15 protein-coding genes are annotated in these 18,465 nt (G+C 69.2%); 6 read left to right on the top strand and 9 right to left on the bottom strand.

Annotated features, from left to right (window positions below; translation table 11 throughout):
- Positions 1-122: 122 nt before the first annotated feature.
- The 4 genes from HHX35_RS41670 to HHX35_RS41655 all read right to left on the bottom strand — a co-directional run bounded on the left by HHX35_RS41670 (position 123) and on the right by HHX35_RS41655 (position 4,792).
- Positions 123-1,160: a LacI family DNA-binding transcriptional regulator gene (locus HHX35_RS41670; RefSeq protein WP_182904116.1), complete on the bottom strand. Its 1,038-nt coding sequence runs from the start codon at positions 1,158-1,160 to the stop codon at positions 123-125.
- Positions 1,161-1,248: 88 nt separating this feature from the next.
- Complete coding sequence (locus tag HHX35_RS41665) at positions 1,249-2,205, bottom strand: carbohydrate ABC transporter permease (RefSeq protein ID WP_182904115.1); 957 nt, start codon at positions 2,203-2,205, stop codon at positions 1,249-1,251.
- Positions 2,202-3,137: an ABC transporter permease subunit gene (locus HHX35_RS41660; RefSeq protein WP_310739671.1), complete on the bottom strand. Its 936-nt coding sequence runs from the start codon at positions 3,135-3,137 to the stop codon at positions 2,202-2,204. The genes HHX35_RS41665 and HHX35_RS41660 overlap by 4 nt, the downstream gene beginning before the upstream one ends.
- The gene (locus HHX35_RS41655) at positions 3,134-4,792 is read right to left on the bottom strand and encodes a Tat pathway signal sequence domain protein (RefSeq protein WP_182904114.1); all 1,659 of its coding nucleotides are present in this window, start codon (positions 4,790-4,792) and stop codon (positions 3,134-3,136) included. Before HHX35_RS41655 ends, HHX35_RS41660 begins: the two co-directional genes overlap by 4 nt.
- 196 nt (positions 4,793-4,988) lie before the next feature.
- Here HHX35_RS41655 and HHX35_RS41650 point away from each other — a divergent pair, with 196 nt between their 5' ends.
- The gene (locus HHX35_RS41650; RefSeq protein ID WP_310739670.1) at positions 4,989-7,832 is read left to right on the top strand and encodes a glycoside hydrolase family 3 C-terminal domain-containing protein; all 2,844 of its coding nucleotides are present in this window, start codon (positions 4,989-4,991) and stop codon (positions 7,830-7,832) included.
- Positions 7,833-7,866: 34 nt separating this feature from the next.
- On the opposite strand, the gene HHX35_RS41645 is transcribed toward HHX35_RS41650, so the two are convergent.
- Complete coding sequence (locus tag HHX35_RS41645; RefSeq protein ID WP_182904113.1) at positions 7,867-8,910, bottom strand: LacI family DNA-binding transcriptional regulator; 1,044 nt, start codon at positions 8,908-8,910, stop codon at positions 7,867-7,869.
- A 186-nt stretch (positions 8,911-9,096) separates the two neighbouring features.
- Here HHX35_RS41645 and HHX35_RS41640 point away from each other — a divergent pair, with 186 nt between their 5' ends.
- The 5 genes from HHX35_RS41640 to HHX35_RS41620 all read left to right on the top strand — a co-directional run bounded on the left by HHX35_RS41640 (position 9,097) and on the right by HHX35_RS41620 (position 15,000).
- Positions 9,097-10,416 (top strand): ABC transporter substrate-binding protein, encoded by a 1,320-nt coding sequence (locus tag HHX35_RS41640; protein WP_182904112.1) that lies wholly within the window; start codon positions 9,097-9,099, stop codon positions 10,414-10,416.
- A gap of 104 nt (positions 10,417-10,520) precedes the next feature.
- Positions 10,521-11,474, top strand: coding sequence for a carbohydrate ABC transporter permease (locus HHX35_RS41635; RefSeq protein ID WP_182904111.1), 954 nt, complete (start codon positions 10,521-10,523; stop codon positions 11,472-11,474).
- Positions 11,458-12,399 carry a carbohydrate ABC transporter permease gene (locus tag HHX35_RS41630; protein WP_182904110.1) on the top strand — a complete coding sequence of 314 codons (942 nt, stop codon included), beginning with the start codon at positions 11,458-11,460 and terminating at the stop codon, positions 12,397-12,399. Before HHX35_RS41635 ends, HHX35_RS41630 begins: the two co-directional genes overlap by 17 nt.
- A 58-nt stretch (positions 12,400-12,457) precedes the next feature.
- Complete coding sequence (locus HHX35_RS41625; protein WP_182904109.1) at positions 12,458-14,095, top strand: GH39 family glycosyl hydrolase; 1,638 nt, start codon at positions 12,458-12,460, stop codon at positions 14,093-14,095.
- Positions 14,092-15,000: a FadR/GntR family transcriptional regulator gene (locus HHX35_RS41620; protein WP_310739668.1), complete on the top strand. Its 909-nt coding sequence runs from the start codon at positions 14,092-14,094 to the stop codon at positions 14,998-15,000. Before HHX35_RS41625 ends, HHX35_RS41620 begins: the two co-directional genes overlap by 4 nt.
- A 97-nt stretch (positions 15,001-15,097) precedes the next feature.
- On the opposite strand, the gene HHX35_RS41615 is transcribed toward HHX35_RS41620, so the two are convergent.
- From HHX35_RS41615 to HHX35_RS41600, 4 genes are read right to left on the bottom strand one after another with little or no spacing between them, the layout of a single operon-like run.
- Complete coding sequence (locus HHX35_RS41615) at positions 15,098-16,099, bottom strand: aldo/keto reductase (RefSeq protein ID WP_182904107.1); 1,002 nt, start codon at positions 16,097-16,099, stop codon at positions 15,098-15,100.
- Positions 16,096-16,926 carry an amidohydrolase gene (locus HHX35_RS41610; protein ID WP_220506514.1) on the bottom strand — a complete coding sequence of 277 codons (831 nt, stop codon included), beginning with the start codon at positions 16,924-16,926 and terminating at the stop codon, positions 16,096-16,098. Before HHX35_RS41610 ends, HHX35_RS41615 begins: the two co-directional genes overlap by 4 nt.
- On the bottom strand, positions 16,923-17,267 hold the full coding sequence (locus HHX35_RS41605; RefSeq protein WP_182904106.1) for an L-rhamnose mutarotase: 345 nt from the start codon (positions 17,265-17,267) through the stop codon (positions 16,923-16,925). The genes HHX35_RS41610 and HHX35_RS41605 overlap by 4 nt, the downstream gene beginning before the upstream one ends.
- On the bottom strand, positions 17,264-18,451 hold the full coding sequence (locus HHX35_RS41600; protein WP_182904105.1) for a mandelate racemase/muconate lactonizing enzyme family protein: 1,188 nt from the start codon (positions 18,449-18,451) through the stop codon (positions 17,264-17,266). Before HHX35_RS41600 ends, HHX35_RS41605 begins: the two co-directional genes overlap by 4 nt.
- Between the last annotated feature and the right edge of the window lie 14 nt (positions 18,452-18,465).

Raw genomic sequence — 18,465 nt, 5'->3', positions numbered from 1 at the left:
TCATCGGTGGTTCGGTCGACGTCACCGCTCGCGATGTGCGACCGGGTGGGCTTCGCGTCGTCGTGTGTGGCAGCGGCACGGCCTTCTGGTCTCCGCGGTCCGCGCCGCCGCCGGGGACGGGATCAGTGACGGAGGATGTGCCGCGGAGCCGGGCCGGTGCTCTCACGGACGGTCAGGGTGGGAGGGAGCAGTACGAGCTGGTCGTCCGGCCGCTCGCCGCGCACCGCGGCGGTGATCCGCGCCATGACCTGTTCGACGGCGATACGGCCGAGCTCCGTGGCCGGGCCGGTCACCGCCGTCAGGGCGGGCGCGTGCTGTTCGGCCAGGTGCTCGGGGCACAGGGCGATCACCGACGCGTCCTCCGGGACCGTCCGCCCGCTGTCGCGCAGCAGGCTGAGCAGCGGCCCGATGGCTCCCTCGTTCTGCACCACGAAACCGGTCGTCTCGGGCCGGTCGGCGAGGATGCGGCCGAGCGCCCGGGCGGTGCTCTCGTAGGTCCCCTCACAGGGACGATGGAGGAAGCGCAGCCCGCGCTCCTCGGCACGCCTGCGAAACCCCGCGAGCGTGCGCTCGGCATACCCCGCGTGGCGCTGATAGATGCCCGAGCCGTAACCGATGAAGGCGCTGTCCCGGTGGCCCAGGTCGGCCAGGTGGTCCGCGCACAACGCGCCCGCGGCGGAGAAGTCGTGGTCGACGCACGACAGCCCGCGCGCGTCCTCGGGCAGGCCGATGAGCGCCGCCTGGGTGCGCAGGTCGCCCAACGTCGCGATGCGCTTGTCGTCGAGCTCGACGTCCATGAGGATCACGGCGTCGGCGAGACCGCTCGCGGCGAGCCTGCGGATTCCGCCGGGGCCCTCGTCGTTGGTGATCAGCAGTACGTCGTAGCCGTGCCTGCGGGCCGTCATGGTGACGGAGGTCGCTATCTCCAGCATGATCGGCACGTACACGTCGCCGCGCAGCGGCACGGCCAGGGCGATGATGTGCGAGCGCTTGCCGGCCAGTGCCCGGGCCCCCGCGTTGGGGTGGTAACCGAGCTCGGCCACGGCACGCTCGACGCGGCGCCGGGTGCCGGCGGAGACGGGGCGTTTGCCGCTGAGCACATAGCTGACCGTGCTCGGGGAGACGCCTGCCGCTCTGGCCACATCGGCGATGGTCGCCATCGTGAGGTTCCTGCCCCTTTCTGTCGGTTCCGGTGAGCGGCCTGAGGCGGAGCGTGGAACCGCTCCGCTCCCCGGCGGCCGGGCCGGTTCACCCCTTGACGGCGCCCGTGAGAACACCCGTGCGGAAGTGCTTCTGGACGAACGGGTAGACGATCAGGAGCGGCACCAGGGTCAGCACCACCACCGCCATCTGCAGAGACAGGGGAGCGGTCTGCGCGTGCGCCATGCCGAAGCCGGAGTTGACCGAGCCCGGCATGCCGACACCGCGGTTGACATAGGTGAGCAGCACGTACTGCAGCGGCCATTTCTCGCTGTCGGTCGGCATGTAGAGCATGACGTTGAAGAAGGAGTTCCAATAGCCGACGGCGTAGAAGAGGGTGATCACCGCGGTCACCGCGCGCGAGGTCGGCAGGACGACGGACCAGAGGATCCGCCAGTCGCCCGCGCCGTCCATCCGTGCCGCGTCGATCAACTCGGCGGAGGTCTCCGCGTAGAAGGAACGGAGCACCAGGATGTTGAAGACCGAGACCGCGCTCGGGAGGATCAACGCCCACCACTGGCCGTAGCCGCCCAATCCGGTCACCACCAGGAAAGTGGGGATCAGGCCGCCGCTGACGAACATCGTGACGATCAGCAGCACCAGGATGAGGCGGTGCCCGAGCGAGCGCGGCCGCGACAGCCCGTAGGCGCACAGGATCGAGACGACCATCGACAGCGCCGTGCCGGCGACGGTGATGCCGAGACTGACCACCAGCGCGGTGCGTACGGTCGGGTCGGTCAGCATCTCCCGGTAGGCCTGGAAGGTGAGGCCGTCCGGCCATACGACGAGGCCGCCGGCCCGGTTGACGGCACCGGGAGTGGACAGGCTGGTCACCACGACGATCCACAGCGGGACCAGCATCACCGCCAGCACGCCGCCGAGGGTGATGCCCTTGGCGGACTGGCCGGCGACGGTCGGCCGCTCCTGCCAGGGCGGGCGTGCCGCCCGCGCCCGGGGTGCCGCCACCGCTCTCTTGCCACCCCCGAGGGTGAACACCTTGGTCATCTCCGGTACAACCCGTCCTCGCCGAACGAATGCGCCAGCTTGTTGGCGCCCCAGATGAGCAGGAGTGAGATCACGCTCTTGAAGAGCCCGGCCGCCGCGCCCAGGCTGTAGTCGGCCGTGGTGATGCCGTAGTAGAAGGCATAGGTGTCGAGCACCTCCGCCGTCTCGTGACCGACGGCGTCGCGCTGGATGAGGAACTGCTCGAAGCCGACCGAGAGCGCGCCCCCGAGCCGGAGCACGAGCATCAGTACGATCACTCCGCGCAGGCTGGGGAGGGTGATGTGCCACATCCGCCGGAAGGGCGCGGCGCCGTCCACGGCCGCCGCCTCGTAGAGGCCGGGGTTGATGGCGGACAGAGCGGCCAGGAAGACGATGATCCCCCAGCCGGCCTCCTTCCACACCGCCTGAGAGGTGACCAGCAGCGCGAATGTGTCCGGATTGGTCATGATGTCCCAGGGCTGGAGGTCGTGCGAGCGCAGGAACTGGTTGAGCGCGCCCGCGCCGCCCAGCATCTGCTGGAAGATCGTGATGACCAGCACCCACGAGAAGAAGTGCGGCAGGTAGACGACGGACTGGACGAAGTTGCGCACCCGCTCGCTGAGCACCGAGTTGAGCAGGAGCGCCAGCGCGATCGGGATCGGGAAGAACAGGATCAGCTGGACCAGGCTCAGGTAGAGCGTGTTGTTCAGCGCGCCCCAGAACAGCGGGTCGGCGAAGAGCCGGTGGAACTGGTCGAAGCCCGCCCACTCGCTGTTCCAGACCCCGACCAGCGGATCGTAGTACTGGAACGCGGTGAGCAGCCCGAACATCGGGGCGTAGTTGAAGACCACCAGCAGGACGATCGCGGGGACCACCATGATCAGCAGTGACCGGTCGCGCCGCAGCCTGATCCGCCGGCCCAGACGTCCTTCCCGCGGGTGGGTCGTGCTCACTGGCCCGTGCCGTACTTGTTCAGCACGTTGTCGGTCATCCACTGCTTGAGCCGGTCCCCGCCGCTGGTCTTCCAGGTGGCGACGGCGGCCTGGACCTCGGAGACCTTCTTCTTGCCGTGGTAGCAGTCCTTGATGGCGTCCTCGACGGGCTGCGCCGCGAGGGCCGCAGACAGCGACTGGGGTGTGCTGATGTTCATGTTCCAGAAGACCGGCTTGTAGAGCGCCTTGACGTTGGCGGCCTGCCAGGCGGCGTAGTCCCTGGTGACGACGTCGGCGCCGGGGTTGCTGATCACGTTGGGCGGCGAGGCCAGGAACGGGAAGGTCATCGACTGGACGAACTTCTTGCCGTCCTCGGTCGCGGTCGGCACGCCGTCCTTCATCGTGAAGTGGACGCCCTCGACCCCGAAGTTGACCATCGTGTACTCGGCCGAGCCGAAGGGAGCGGCCAGATAGTCGGCGACCGCCAGCAACTCCTCGATCTGCTCCGGCTTCAGCCTGCTGTTGAGATAGCTGACGACATTCGTGGAGGGGCCCATGGCGACGCGGGGCGCGCTCGTGCCGTCGGCGGCGAAGAAGTCGAACGCGCCGCGGCGGTAGTCCTTGTCGGCGGCGGTGCCGGACTGGTGGTCGGGGAGGTTCCAGGCACCGGTGCCGCCACCGCTGATCAGCGTCTTCCCCGAGTAGAAGCGGGTGTTGCCGTTCGCGTTCTGCCCGGCGACGGCGTCCGGGTGCACGTAGCCGGCCCGCGCCAGGCGGTAGTGCCAGTCGAGCGCCTCGAAGAACTGCGGCATCTCGTACTTGTGGACCAGCTTGCCGTCCTGGACGTCCCAAACGAGGGGGACGTTCCAGGCGGGGAAGAAGTAGGTCCAGATGTCGTCGAAGGCCCACACGCCGCGCTTGGCGTCGGTCAGTTCCTTGCCCAGGTTCATCATGTCGTCGGCGGACCGCACCTGGCCGGCGGTGATTCCCTTCGCCTCCAGGATGTCGCGGCGGTAGAAGATCGCGCCGGCGACGACGAAGCTGCTGGAGAAGGAGGGGATGCCGTACAGCTTGTCGCCCCACACGCCGGTCTGCCAGGCACCGGTGGGGATGGCGGCGAGGTTCGGGTACTTCTTGATCTTGTCGCCCGCCAGGTAGGGCGTCAGGTCGGCGAGCTGCGTCCCCGCCAGCCCGCCGACGTTGAAGTTGGCGTTCCACCAGGTCGGCAGCTGGATCCAGTCGGGCAGGCGCTTGGCGGCCGTCATCGTCGGGATGATGGTGTTGTAGTTGTTGCCGTCCGCCGGCTTCATGGTGAGGGTGACGCCCAGGGCCTTGTTCATGGCCTCGTAGAAGGAGTTCTCCGCCGGCGGGACCGTGCCCCACAGCGGGGTGACGGCGGTGTAGGCGCCGCCCCTGCCCGGAACGCCCCGGACGGTGGCGACCGGGCTGGAGGGGTAGGTCAGGAAGGCGGGATCGGTCGCGGCTCCGGCTCCGCCCGCCACCGACGGGATGTCCGGCGTGACGGAGGTGCTGGGCACGTAGGACGGCAGCGCCGCCTGAAGTCCGGTCTTGGTGTTCGCGCCGGTCTTCTGCTGCGCCGCGCCGCCGCAGGCGGCGAGGAGGGGAGCCGTCGCGGCGATGGCGATGAAGCTCCTGCGGTTCAACTCGGGTCTCATGGGTGGGGGGCCGTACCCTTCGAAGTCGTCGAAGCGCTTCTATGTTGCGGCGAGACTAATGACGTGTTTCCGGCAAAACAAGGGCAGTTCATAAACGAAACTTTCTCTGCGTCCGTCATTGACACCTTCGCTGGGCTCGTGGCAGCGTCGAAGCGCTTCGCCACCCCTCCCATCGAGCCTGCTTAGAGGTCTGCACGTGAGTTCCCCCGCTCTGCACGCGGCCGGCGCCTTTCCCTTCCGGGACCCCGCACTGCCGATCCACAGGCGCGTCGACGACCTGCTCGGACGACTCACCCTCGATGAAAGAATCACGATGCTGCACCAGTACGCGCCGGCCGTGGCGCGCCTGGGCATCGCCTCGTTCCGGACCGGAAGCGAAACCCTGCACGGCGTCGCATGGCAGGGGGTGGCGACGGTGTTCCCGCAGGCGGTGGGACTGGGAGCGACCTGGGACGAGGAGTTGGTCCGCCGGGTCGCGGAGGCGGTCTCGGCCGAGCTGCGCGCCTTCCACCGCCACCGCCCGCCCCTGACCGGCCCCGGCCCCAACAGCCTGCACGCATGGGCTCCCGTGGTGAACCTGTTGCGCGACCCGCGCTGGGGTCGCAACGAGGAGGGCTACTCCGAGGACCCGGTGCACACCGCGCGGCTCGGCGTGGCCTACTGCACGGGCATGACCGGCGACCATCCGGCCTACCTGCGTGCGGCTCCGGTGCTCAAGCACTTCCTCGCGTACAACAACGAGGACGACCGGTGCGTCACCTCGTCCGGTGTCCGCCCGCGGGTGCTGCGGGAATACGACCTGGCGGCATTCCGGCCGATCGTCGCCTCGGGCGCGGCCACCGGCGCGATGGCCGCGTACAACCTGGTCAACGGCCGTCCCTGCCATGTCGGCCCGCTCATCGAGACGGAGCTGCGGCGCTGGGCCGAGCCGACCGGGCACGAGCTGTTCGTGGTGAGCGACGCCGAGGCGCCGTCCAACCTGGTAGATCCCGAGCACTACTTCGACGACCACGCCGAATCGCATGCCGCCGCGCTCAAGGCCGGCATCGACAGCTTCACCGACCACGGCGAGGACAGCGCGGTCCCGGTCGGCAGGCTGCGGGAGGCGCTGGAAAGGGGACTGATCGACGAGGACGACATCGATCGTGCGGTGCGACGGCAACTTTCGCTTCGCTTCCGGCTCGGGGAGTTCGACCCGGACCTCGACCCCTATGCCGGCATCGGTCCCGAGGTCATCGACTGTGCCGAGCACCGGGCTCTCGCCCTGCGCGCCGCGACGGAGTCGGTGGTGCTGCTCAAGAACGACGGGCTGCTGCCCGTGCTGCCTCTGGAGCGCGCACCGCGAGTGGCCGTCATCGGGCCGCTCTCGGACACGCTGTTCGAAGACTGGTACAGCGGCACCATGCCCTACCGGATCACCGTCGCCGCAGGGCTCGAAGCGGCGCTCGGCGCGGTCGTCCGCGTCGAAGGCGCGGACCGGATCGTCCTGCGTTCGCGCACCACCGGGGAGCCGCTGGGCAGGACCGCGTTCGACGTCGTGGACTGGGGCGGCGGCGTGCTCACGCTGCGCGACGCCGAGACCGGCCGCTACCTCGGCCGCCAGGACGACGGCTCGCTGGTCGCCGACCGGGAGGTGCTCAAGACCTGGTTCGTCAACGAGACCTTCCGGCTCGAGCCGGTTCCCGATGGCGTGGTGCTGCGTAACGTCCGCACCGGGCTGTACGCGGTCGTCGACCCCGACGACCTGCGGGTCGGCGTCACCGCGGAAGCCTCCGCCGACGCCGAGCGCTGGGAGCTGGAGCTGTTGCGCGACGGTACGGCGGACGCCCGCGCCGCAGCCGAGGCCGCCGACGTCGCCGTCGTGGTGCTCGGCAACCACCCGCTGATCAACGGCCGTGAGACGGAGGACCGCCGGGACATCGTGCTGCCCGAGGGGCAGGAGACGCTGCTCCGCTCGGTCGCCGCCGTCCGCCCGCAGACCGCGCTCGTGGTGATGAGCAGCTATCCGTACGCCGTGGACTGGGCGCACGAGCACCTGCCCGCCGTGGTGTGGACCTCCCACGGCGGGCAGGAGACGGGCCGGGCGCTGGCCGCCGTTCTGCTCGGCGAGGCCGAGCCCGGCGGACGGCTGCCGCAGACCTGGTACCGCGGCGACGACGAGCTGCCGCACCCGCTGGACTACGACATCATCAAGGGCGGCTGGACCTACCAGTACCATCGGGCCGCCCCGTTGTACCCCTTCGGCCACGGGCTCTCCTACACCGAGTTCGCCTACGGCGACCTGCGGCTCTCCTCCGGAACGATTGCCCAGGACGGTGTGGTGGAGGTCTCGCTGACGCTGACCGACATCGGCGGGCGGCCCGGATCCGAGGTGGTGCAGCTCTACGTCCGGGCGCTGGACGCCCGCTACGAGGCTCCCCGCCTGCGGCTCGCCGACTTCCGCAAGGTTCGTCTGTCTCCGGGTGAGAGCAGGGAACTGACCTTCCGCCTGCGCGCGGAGCAGCTCGCCCACTGGGACGTCGCCACCGGCGCCTTCACCGCGGACCCCGGCGCCTACGAGGTCATGGTGGGCCGCTCCGCCGGTGACATCGTCGGCACGGCACCGCTCACCGTGCGCGGCCCCGCCCCCGCACCCCGCGCGGTCGTCGGCCGGCGCACCCCGGCCGTCGACTTCGACGACCACACGGGCATCGCCATCGTCGACGCCACCCGCACCGCCGGTGACGCGGTCACCGCGGCCGATCCGGCGCAACCGGCGACGCTGGAGTTCCGCTCCGCCGACCTGTCGGACGCCATCCGGGTCGAGGCCGAGGTCGCCCGCGAGGGCGCAGGCCCCGGCGCGGCCCGGCTGGAGTTCCACGCCGGTGACCGGCTGCTGGCGGAGATCGCCGTGCCCGTGACCGGGGACCGCTACGCGTGGACGACCGTGGCGAGCGACCTGGGGACGGCACCGGAAGGCGTGCACGACCTGCGGCTGAGCCTGCACGGAGACTTCCGGCTCGCCGCCTTCCACTTCGGCGCGTCCCTCACGATGAGCTGAGACGGCGTGGGGACGCCGAACCTGGGCGGGCGGATCAGGGCGGCGGGACGGGGCCCGTCGAGCCGCGGACGCTGAGGGTCGTCGCGAGCTGGAGGTGCCGGGAGGCGGGCTGGACGCCGTCCGCCATGCCGAGGACGGTCTCGACGGCCATCCGGCCCATGCCGACGAGAGGCTGCCGGACCGACGTGAGCCGGGGCGTGGTCCACTCGGTCTGCGGTGTGTCGTCGAACCCGATGACCGACAGCTCGCCGGGGACGGCGATGTGCAGCTCCTTGGCCGCGGCGAGGACGCCGACGGCGATCTCGTCGTTGCCCGCGACGACGGCGGTCGGCCGCTCGTCGAGCGAGAGGACGTCACGGCCGTGCCGCAGGCCCGCCTCCACGGAGAACGCCTCATGGCGGATCAGCGTGCGGTCCGGCGTGATGCCGGCCGAGTCGAGCGCGGCCTGGTAGCCGTGGAAGCGTTCCACCGAGGGGGCGGAGCCCAGCGGGCCGCCGACCCAGGCGATCCTGCGATGGCCGAGCCTGATGACGTGCTCGGTCGCCGAGCGACCGCCCGCCCAGTTGGTGGCGCCGATGCTGACGACACGTGATTCGGTCGTGTCGATCGGGTCGATCGTCACGACGGGCACCTCGAGATCCTCCGCAGACAGGAGCACCGCGTCGGGCACGGCGACGGCGAGCGCGATGACACCGACGACGCCGGACGCCTTCTGCTCCTCCACCCAGGCACGGGCCGCCGTACGGTTCGTGCTGATCGGCTCACGGGGCGGCAGGCGGAGGAGGAGTTCGGCCTGCGCGGAGGTCGCGGCCACGAGTATCCCCTGGAGCACCGTCCCGGCATAACGGGACTCCACGAAGTCGAGCATGGTGACGAGGGCCCGGTCCCGTGTCTGCTCGTGACGCGCCGCCGTCGGCTTGTAGCCGATCTCGGCCATGACTCCGAGGACGAGCTCGCGTGTCTTCGGCCCCACATCGCTGCGCCCGTTGAGGACCTTCGACGCGGTCGTGGGCGAGACACCGGCCAGCCGGGCGACATCCGCCAAGGTGGCTCGCTCGGAACGACCTCGCCGTGGCATCAGGGCTCCTTTCGGGGCTACGAAACTATTTCGAAATCTACCACGCGCCCTATCCGTCAATTGCTGCCAGGCATTCTCCCTTGTCCACCCGTTGACACCGGACAGACACACCACCTACTGTCCTGGCAGCAACGAACAAGTTGCGAAATATTTTCGTAACCATCCTCTGGGTGAGAGGAGAGGCCCATGCGGCTCTCCCAGAAGGCAAGGCTCCTTTCCGCAGTAATCGTGCCGATGGTCGCGCTGGCCGCATGCTCGGGCGGCTCGGGCGGCGGCAAGGCGGCCGGCAGCGGCGGCGGCGACGAGCAGGTGAAGCTGACGGTCTGGAGCTGGGACGGCACCGTCGAGAAGGCCGTCCCCGGCTTCCAGGCGGCGAACCCGAACATCAAGGTCGAGGTCGTCAACGGAGGCTCGTCCCAGGACGAGTACAAGGCGCTCGACAACGCCATCCAGGCCGGTTCCGGTGTGCCCGACCTCGTGATGTTCGAGTACTTCGCGGTGCCCTACTTCGCCATTCCCGGCAAGCTCGCCGACCTCGGAGAGTTCGGCGTCGAGAAGTTCAAGAACGACTACGTCCCGGCCGCGTGGGGCGATGTGACGGTCAACGGCAAGGTCTACGCGCTGCCGTCCGACTACGGGCCGTCGGCCATGTTCTACAACTCCGCCACGCTCAAGAAGGCCGGCATGGACAAGGCCCCGGCCACGTGGGACGAGTACTACGAGGCCGCCAAGAAGATCCGCGCGCTCGGCGGCGACCACTACATCGCCCAGGACACGGGGGACATCTTCTTCCTGCTGTCGCTCATCTGGCAGGCCGGCGGTCGCCCGTTCACGGTGAACGGCAACAAGGTGCACATCGACTTCACGGACGAGGGCACGACCAGGGCCGTGGCCTTCTGGCAGAAGATGCTCGACGAGGGCCTGATCAACACCAAGATCACGGGGTGGTCCGACGACTGGAACCGGACGCTCAACGACGGAAGCCTCGCCACCCAGACCATGGGCGGCTGGCTGACCTCGACGCTGCCCGAGCGCGCGCCAAAGGCCGCCGGTGACTTCAGGGTCGCCCTGATGCCGCAGTGGAAGCAGGGAGACAAGGTCGGGGCGGAGAACGGCGGAAGCTCCTTCGGCATCCCGGCCGCGGCCGGGCACAAGGACGCGGCGTTCAAGTTCCTCGAGTACTTCACGCACGGCGGCGGTCTGTCGTCCCGCGTCGACGCGGGAGCCTTCGTACCGAACACCTCGGTGCTGGAGAGCGACGCGTTCCAGGGCAAGGCCAACAAGTACTTCGGCGACCAGAAGGTCGGCGCCGTGCTGGCCGAGGCATCGGAGACCGTCGGGAGCGGCTGGCAGTATCCGCCGTTCTTCGAGTGGGCGCGCTCGATCTACGGCGACATCGCGTCACCGTTCTACACGTCGGGCAAGGTCAAGCTCGCCGAGATCCTCGAACAGTGGAAGCAGCGCTGCATCCAGTACGGCAACGAGCAGGGCTTCCAAGTGGACTAGTGGTTCCTCGTCGCGGCGGGGGCCGCGTGCGGCACAGCCGTCGCCGCACGACAGCCGGCGCAGAAGCGAGCCGGGCAATGCGTTGGATCGGAAGGAACACGGACATGGACCTGGCACGTCGGTTCGACGTCACCCCTTCGGCCATGGCGTCGCCGGATGAGGAACGGCATCCGGCGCCGGCCGGGAAGCGCCGGAAGTCGCAGATCGGACTGGCGTTCATCGCGCCCTTCGGCGCGCTGTTCGCGCTCGTGTTCATCGTGCCGATCCTGTACGCCGCCTACCTGAGCCTCTTCCAGGAGAGGCTCATCGGGGGCACCACGTTCGTCGGGTTCGCCAACTACGGCAAGCTGTTCCAGGATCCGCAGTTCTGGGACGGGGTGGGACGCGTCCTCAGGTTCACCCTCGTCCAGGTGCCCATCATGCTGTTCTTCTCCATGGCGCTGGCGCTGGCGCTGGACTCCATGCGCGTGCACGGCACCAAGTTCATGAGGGCGACGATCTTCCTGCCCTACGCGGTGCCGGCGATCGTGTCGACTCTCATGTGGGGATTCCTGCTCGGCGTCAAGTACGGCCTGTTCGGCAGCCTCAACGACGCCCTGGGCACGGACATCGACCCCTTCGCCCCCGGAACCACGCTCATCTCCATCGGGCTGATGGTGACGTGGGCCTTCACCGGCTTCAACATGCTCATCTTCTACGCCGCGCTCAAGGCCGTCCCGCGCGAACTGTACGAGGCGGCCGCGATCGACGGGGCGAACGAGTTCCAGGTCGTCCGCGCGATCAAGTTGCCGGCGCTGCGCGGATCCCTGGTCGTCACGATCATCTTCTCGATCATCGGCACGTTCCAGATGTTCAACGAACCGCAGATCCTGCCCACCATGGTGGCCAACAGCGGCGTCACGACCTTCTACACGCCCAACCTGTACGCGTACAACCTGGCGTTCACCGGGTCTCAGCAGGGCTATGCGGCAGCACTCGCGCTCGTCATGGCGGCGATCACGATCGCCGTCGCCTACGCCGTCCAGATCAGAGGGTTGAGGAATGCGTCCGATCAGTAGCCCGCGAGCCGGGGCCGGGAACGCCTCCGGCGCGCCGAACCGTCGTTCCGGTCGCGGACGCCGGCTCTACACGGTGGACAATCCCAAGAAGAGCACGACTCTCACCGTGATGACGGTCCTGTTCACCCTCTACTGCCTGCTGCCGCTCGTGTGGCTCGTCATCAACGCGACCAAGTCGCAGGCCGATTTCGTCTCGTCGTTCGGGCTCGCACCCGGTCGCGAGTTCGCCCTCTGGGACAACATCGTGGAGGTGTTCTCCTACCAGGACGGGATCTTCTCCCGGTGGCTTCTCAACACCCTCCTCTATGTGGTCGTGGGTGCGACCGTGTCGACCTTCCTGGCGGCCCTCGGCGGGTACGCCCTGGCGAAGCTCGACTTCCGGGGCAAGCGGGTGTTCCTCTTCGTCGTGCTGGGATCGATCTCGGTCCCCGGCATCGCCCTGGCGATCCCGCAGTTCCTGCTGTTCGCGCAGCTCGGCCTGACCAACACCCCGTGGGCGGTTCTCATCCCGTCCTTCATCAACCCGTTCGGGTTGTACCTGATGTGGGTGTTCACGGCCGAAGCCGTGCCGACCGGCCTGCTCGAGGCCGCGAAGATCGACGGCGCGGGGGAGTTCAGGACCTTTCTCCGGATCGCGCTCCCGATGCTGGCGCCGGCGAGCGTGACGGTCCTGCTCTTCTCGTTCGTATCGATCTGGAACAACTACTTCCTGCCGTTGATCATGCTCAAGGACCCCGCCTGGTATCCGCTGACCGTCGGAATCAACCAGTGGAACAAGCTGGGCTCGTCGGCAGGGAACGGCGCCCTCGTCCAGAATCTCGTGATCACGTCCGCGCTGCTGACGATCGTGCCGTTGATCATCGCGTTTCTCAGCCTGCAGCGATACTGGCAGTCAGGTCTGGCGCTGGGCGCCATCAAGGGCTAGGCGCGGCCTACCGCCGGCCATCTCCCACCCGTAAACCAGTTGTGAAGAGAAGTGAGGCATGACGAGCGACGGTGTGTTCGAATCCCGGTTGAGGATCGACGGCAAGCTATGTGACGACAGTGCGTTCCCGCACGTCTGGAGCAGGTGTATCGGCGCCGGACGGGCGAACGAGGCACTGCGCGCGGACTGGCAACGGCAGTTCGCCGAGGTCGTCGACGCATGCGGCATCCAGTACATCCGCTTCCACGGCGTCTTCCACGACGACATGTTCGTGTACCGGGAGAGTTATGGCGGCGGTTTCGGGCCGAACGCCCCCCTTGCCGAGCCCGTGTACACGTTCAGCTACGTGGACAAGGTGTTCGACTTCATCCTGGACTGCGGGGTCCGTCCATTTGTCGAGCTGGGCTTCATGCCGCGCGAGCTGGCGACGGAGACGGAGACGGTGTTCTGGTGGGGTGCTCACTGCAGCCCGCCCAAGGACATGGCGCGCTGGGTCGAACTGGTCACGAGGTCGGTCGAGCACTGGATCGACCGCTACGGCCTCGACGAGGTGCGGGAGTGGCGATTCGAGGTGTGGAACGAGCCGAACCTGGTTCCCCACTTCTGGACCGGGACGAAGACCGAGTACTTCGAGCTCTACGAGCAGACCGTGACGGCGATCAAGAACATCGATCCCGCGTTGAAGGTGGGCGGGCCCGCGACGAGCGTCTTCGTGCCCGACGACCGCTACAAGGGCGAAGTCGAGGACCGCGCCGCGACGCACGAGACGGCCGCCGCCTCCGACGTGGACGCGCTCGACTGGCGCCCGGTGTGGATCGAGGACTTCATCGCCTGGTGCGCGGAGCGCGGACTTCCGATCGACTTCGTCTCGACGCACACGTACCCCACCGACTTCGCGTTCGCCGCCGACGGCGAGGCGGTGCACATCACCCGGTACGCCGACGCCACGTTCGACGACCTGACCCTGCTGCGCAAGCTCGTGAGCGACAGCGCGTACCCCGATGCGGAGATCCACATCACGGAGTGGTCGACGTCGCCGTCATCCCGTGACTTCATCCACGACACGCTGTTCGCGGCGACCTCCATCACGCGGTCGTATCTGCAGTGCGCCACCCTCGCCGACTCGATCTCCTACTGGACCTTCACGGACGTCTTCGAGGAGGGGGGCGCCGGCATCGGGCCGTTCCACGGCGGGTTCGGCCTTGTGAACGAGGGGGGTGTTCACAAGCCCACGTTCCACGCCTTCAGGATGCTGGAACGACTCGGTGACCGGCTGCTCCTGGCGACGTCCGACGGGGTCGTGACCCGTGACAGCCGGACGTCGGCCGTGTCGGCGGTGTTCTTCAACTACCCCGAGGACATGGGCATGAGGGGCGTCCGGTCGCAGGACTCGTACGCGGCGACACGCGCGCTGGCCGAGATGGGGCCGAGCCGGAGGATCCGGCACTCGATCGGCGGACTGGAGCCGGGCAGCGCGTTCCTCGTCGAGATCGTGGACTGGGAGCACGGGAACGCCGCCGAGGCCTGGTATCGGCTCGGATCGCCGCTCAACCCGTCCCGGGCCGAGAGCGAGCACCTGAGCAAAGTCGCCGACTCGCTCCTCAGGTTCACGCTGACCGTGCCCGGCACCGGTGTGCTCGACCTCGACGTCGAACTCGCGCCGTGGGCGGTGATGTCGTTGCGGCAGTCGTCATGACCGCACGACGGCCTTCGCCCATGTGGCGCAAAGTGTCATTGATTACATCATATGAATTACATATGCGCAGGCGAGTATACTGGGCTGGTGATGATCCTCCAGGAGGCCCAGTGACTGCCGCGTCCTCTCAACCCGGTCTAACCGGGAGCACCTCCCACGCCTCGCTGGAGCCGCCCAGCTACCGACGCCCCAGGCGCCTGGGCGATACCGTTGTCACGCATTTGGTCGACCGCATCGTGTCGGGGGCCTATCCCGTCGAGACCGTACTCCCGACCGAGCCCGAGCTGTGCCAGGAGTTCGGCGTCTCCCGCACCGTGGTGCGCGAGTCGATCAAGCTTCTGGAGGCGAAGGGCCTGGTCAAGGCGACGCCGGGGCGGGGGACCCGGGTCCTCGAGCCCATCGGCTGGAACCTGCTGGACCCCCTCGTCCTCGAGGCGCAGATCCGGTACGACAGCGACCTGTCCATCCTCGACGACCTCGTCAACGTCCGGGCGGCGCTCGAGTGCGACATGGCGGCCCAGTGCGCGCGCGTGATCACACCGGCTCAGGCCGAGGCGCTGAAAAGGCAGGCGAACGTCCTCGCGGAGACCCTGCACGACCCCGATCGCTACGGCAGGGAGGACGTCGCCTTCCACGAGATGATCATGCTGGCCTCCGGCAACCGCCTCGGTCACGCGATCATCCACGGCATCCATGCCAAGGCACGGCTGTCGAGCCGGTACAACGGCGACCCGAACAGGGAGGAACTCCTCCAGTCGCTCGCCGAGCACCGGCAGATCGAGTCGATGATCCTCCAGGGCGACGCCCAGGGCGCCGCGGCCGCGATGCGCGTCCACATAGTGGGCTCGTGGGGCAGGCGCCGTCCCGGCGTACGCGGAGCGATGGGCCAGGAAGCCGGCTCCTGAGAGGGCGGCCACCGTGACGCCGGCCGCGGCCGGCGTCACGGTGGCGGGCGAGGGCTCATGCTCCACCCGCCACCCGCGGCCTCTCAGCGGCCGGGCATCAGGGTTCGTGCGTCCCCACGGACCCGGCCGGGATCAGGCCTTCGGCGATCAGGTCGTGCCAGAGCCCGCCGGGGATGTCGGTCTCGAACCGCCGGAGGTTCTCGTCCACCTCTCGCGGTGAGCGCATTCCGACGGCGATCGCGGAGACCGCGGGGTGCAGCAGGGGGAAGGCCAGCGCGGCGGCGGGGAGTTCGACGCCGTGATCCTCGCAGACCGACGCGATGCGCTCGGCGCGCCCGATCACGTCGGCGCCGGGGGCGCGGTACTCGTACGTCGAGCCGGGTGCGGGCCGGACGGTGGAGAGCAGGCCGGTGGCGAAGACACCGACGGCCACCACGGCGACACCGAAGCGATGGGCCGGCGCGAGCACCGAGTCGAGTGCGGTGTGGTCGAGCAGCGAGTAGCGGTTGGCCAGCATGATCACATCGACGAGCCCCTCCTCGATGATCCCGGCGAGCCCGGTTGTGGAGGTGGTCCCGATGCCGATGGCCTTCACGACGCCGGCGGTCTTCAGCCGCGCCAATGCCGCGAGCCCCTCCCTGGCCGCGCTCTTCCACGCCTGGTCGGGATCGTGCAGGTACAGGATGTCGACCGACTCGAGCCCGAGGCGCGTCAGGCTCTCCCGGAGCGAGCGTTCGACACCCGCCGCCGAGAAGTCCCACTGCCGTGTGAGGTCACCGGGAACGGCGAACCCGTCGTCGTCCCATTCCCGGGGCCGGGGGTTGGGCACGATCAGACGACCGACCTTGGTGGACAGGACGAACTCGTCGCGAGGGCGGCGGCGCAACTCGGCGCCGATGCGGCGTTCGGAGAGCCCGAGGCCGTAGTGCGGCGCGGTGTCGAAGTAGCGGATGCCGCGATCCCACGCCCGGCGCATCGTCAGGGCGGCCTCGTCGTCGATCATGGGACGGGCGAAGTTGCCGAGCGGCGATCCGCCGAGGCCGATGACCCCGTGCCTCGATCGGACCCGTTTCAGCAGATCCGCGACCTGCGCCGTCATGCGCCGAGCCGATAGAAGGCCGACGCGGTGCCGGACATGACCGCCTGGCGCTCCGCCGTGCTCAGCTCGCCGACCAGCTCGTCCACCGCTCCCCGCCACGCGACCGGCCCGGCACCCAGCTCGGCGAGCGGCCAGTCGGAACCGTACATGAGCCGCTCCGGGCCGAACGCCTCCAGCGCCACGTCGACCGCCCGGCGCAGGCGGGTTCCGTCGCCGCCGCTCACCAGCCCGGCCAGCCCGGAGATCTTCGCGCAGGTGTTCGGCCGGGCGGCGAGCTCGCGCAGGCCGGCCTCCCAGCCGTCGTCGTCGTCCGCTTCGGCGAGCCCGCCGAGGTGGTCGACGACGAAGCGCACGCCGGGATGCGCGGCCGCGACGGTCGCGGCCAGCGGCAGCTGCCACGACCGCACCACCAGGTCGAAGCCGAGGCCGGCGGCGGCCAGCCGGTCGAGCGCCGCTCCCACGTCGGGTCGTCCGAGCCAATCGGGATCGGGGTCGACATGGACCAGGTGACGGATCCCGACCAGCCTCCGGCGCGCCGCGGCGTCGAGCTCGTCGAGCTGCGCCGCGACGTCGCCCGTGAGGTCGGCCCAGCCCACCACGCCCGCGACACGCGGGCCCGGCTGGGTCAGCAGCCGCCTCGTCTCGGCGGCGCTGTTGATCGACTGCACGACGACGGCGACGTCCACGCCGGTCGAATCGAGCATCCGCTCGAGGTCGCCGTGCGCGAAGTCTCTGTCGATCGCCGCCATCGTCACCGGGTCGATCCACGGCTGCGGATCGGTGGCCCGGTTCCAGAGATGCACGTGCGCGTCGACGGAACGGATCACGACAGGTGCCAGACTTCGTCGAGCGGCTGCCACAGGGCGCCGGGATCGCGTTCCTCGACGATCCGCACCTGGCAGGGGTCGGTGTGCGTCCACCACTCGCGCGTCACCGGATCCTCGGCGATGCGGGCCATGTCGGCGGCGTGGTCGTCGCCGACGTACTCGTAGTAGGCGAACAGCGTGTCGCCGACGATGAAGATCGAGTAGTTCGTGACGTTCGCGTCGCGCAGGGTCTGCTCGACCTGCGGCCAGACGTCGCGATGCAGCTCGAGGTACTCCTCCCGGCGCTCCGGCCGGACGCCGACGACGAGGGCGTGACGTTCGACGCGGGGCTGGGCGCTCACGATCCCACCCGCTCTCCGGCGCGCACGCCGTTGTGGTCGTCCTGAAGAGAGTCCGGGACGAGGCGCAGGCCCGCCCGCTTGGGGCGGACATGGGGCCCGTCGATCGCGGCAGGGGGATCGGCGGCCCGCACGGCGTTGATGTGCTCCTCGTCCACCCGGATGCCGATGCCCGGCTCGTCGCCGAGGACGATCCCGCCGTCCTCGAATTCCTGGTCGACGTGGAGTCCGATGGGGGCCGAGAGGTCCTGGACCTCGAAGGCCAGGTGGTTCGGCACGGCCACGGCGGCGTGCGCGACCGGGTTGGCGTGGTAGGCCACCGGGCTCACGGGCAGGTCACGGCTGTGCGCCACCGCGGCCACCCGCAGGAAGTGCGTGATGCCCCACACGTTGCCCACCTGGACGATGTCGACGGCGTCGGCGTCCAGGAGCGGCCGGTACTGCTCGAGACCGGTGAGGTTCTCGCCGGTCGCCACGCCGGCGCGGATGCCCCGCCGGACCGAGGCGAGCCCGGCGGCGTCCCATCTGCGCACCGGCTCCTCCACCCAGGTGAGGTCCACCTCCCGCTCCAGCGCCGCGATGTGGCGCACGGCCTGCGAGCGGTTCCACGACTCGTTGGCGTCGAGCATGAGGGCGGGGTCGGCCGAGTTGCGCGCGAAGACGTCCCGCAGCGCCTTGAGACGGCGCAGGTCGTGCTCGAGGTTCCGGCCGCCCTTGAGCTTGGCGCCGCTGAAGCCCCGCTCCGCGAAGCGCTCGTAGAGACGTACGAGGGCGTCGTCGTCGAGTGCGATGTCCAGTCCGGAGGCGTAGCCCGGAACGAACCGGTCACGTCCGCCGAGAGTGCGCCAGAGCGGCTCGCCGGCCGCCTTCGCCTTGAGGTCCCAGAGCGCCATGTCGATCGCACCGATCGCGCCGAACGTCGCACCGGAGTGGCCGGTCTTGAAGACCCGGTCGAGCATCCGGTCGTAGAGCGAGGAGACGGCCCGCGGGTCCTCGCCCTCGACGGCGCCGAAGACGCGGTCGATGTCCCCGTGCGCCCCGAGTCCGACACCCTCGACGCCGCTGTCGGTCTCGAGGATCAGCACGTGCACATCGGTGCGTGGCTCGGGCATGACGCCGTTGGCGTCGCCGATCAGCCGGCCCCAGTCGTGCGCAGTCGTCAGGCTGCGATAGCCGGTGACCTTCACGGTTGCTCCTTTGT

This window comes from Microbispora sp. H10830, assembly GCF_014161375.1.
GTDB lineage: Bacteria > Actinomycetota > Actinomycetes > Streptosporangiales > Streptosporangiaceae > Microbispora > Microbispora catharanthi.
This window is presented reverse-complemented; position numbering and strand designations above follow the sequence as displayed.

Excerpts from the sequence above, each read along its gene's own strand:
- HHX35_RS41665 (WP_182904115.1), bottom strand. The coding sequence starts at position 2,205 with ATGACCAAGGTGTTCACCCTCGGGGGTGGCAAGAGAGCGGTGGCGGCA.
- HHX35_RS41645 (WP_182904113.1), bottom strand. The coding sequence starts at position 8,910 with ATGCCACGGCGAGGTCGTTCCGAGCGAGCCACCTTGGCGGATGTCGCC.
- HHX35_RS41635 (WP_182904111.1), top strand. The coding sequence starts at position 10,521 with ATGGACCTGGCACGTCGGTTCGACGTCACCCCTTCGGCCATGGCGTCG.
- HHX35_RS41670 (WP_182904116.1), bottom strand. The coding sequence starts at position 1,160 with ATGGCGACCATCGCCGATGTGGCCAGAGCGGCAGGCGTCTCCCCGAGC.
- HHX35_RS41655 (WP_182904114.1), bottom strand. The coding sequence starts at position 4,792 with ATGAGACCCGAGTTGAACCGCAGGAGCTTCATCGCCATCGCCGCGACG.
- HHX35_RS41615 (WP_182904107.1), bottom strand. The coding sequence starts at position 16,099 with ATGACGGCGCAGGTCGCGGATCTGCTGAAACGGGTCCGATCGAGGCAC.
- HHX35_RS41625 (WP_182904109.1), top strand. The coding sequence starts at position 12,458 with ATGACGAGCGACGGTGTGTTCGAATCCCGGTTGAGGATCGACGGCAAG.
- HHX35_RS41630 (WP_182904110.1), top strand. The coding sequence starts at position 11,458 with ATGCGTCCGATCAGTAGCCCGCGAGCCGGGGCCGGGAACGCCTCCGGC.
- HHX35_RS41640 (WP_182904112.1), top strand. The coding sequence starts at position 9,097 with ATGCGGCTCTCCCAGAAGGCAAGGCTCCTTTCCGCAGTAATCGTGCCG.
- HHX35_RS41620 (WP_310739668.1), top strand. The coding sequence starts at position 14,092 with ATGACCGCACGACGGCCTTCGCCCATGTGGCGCAAAGTGTCATTGATT.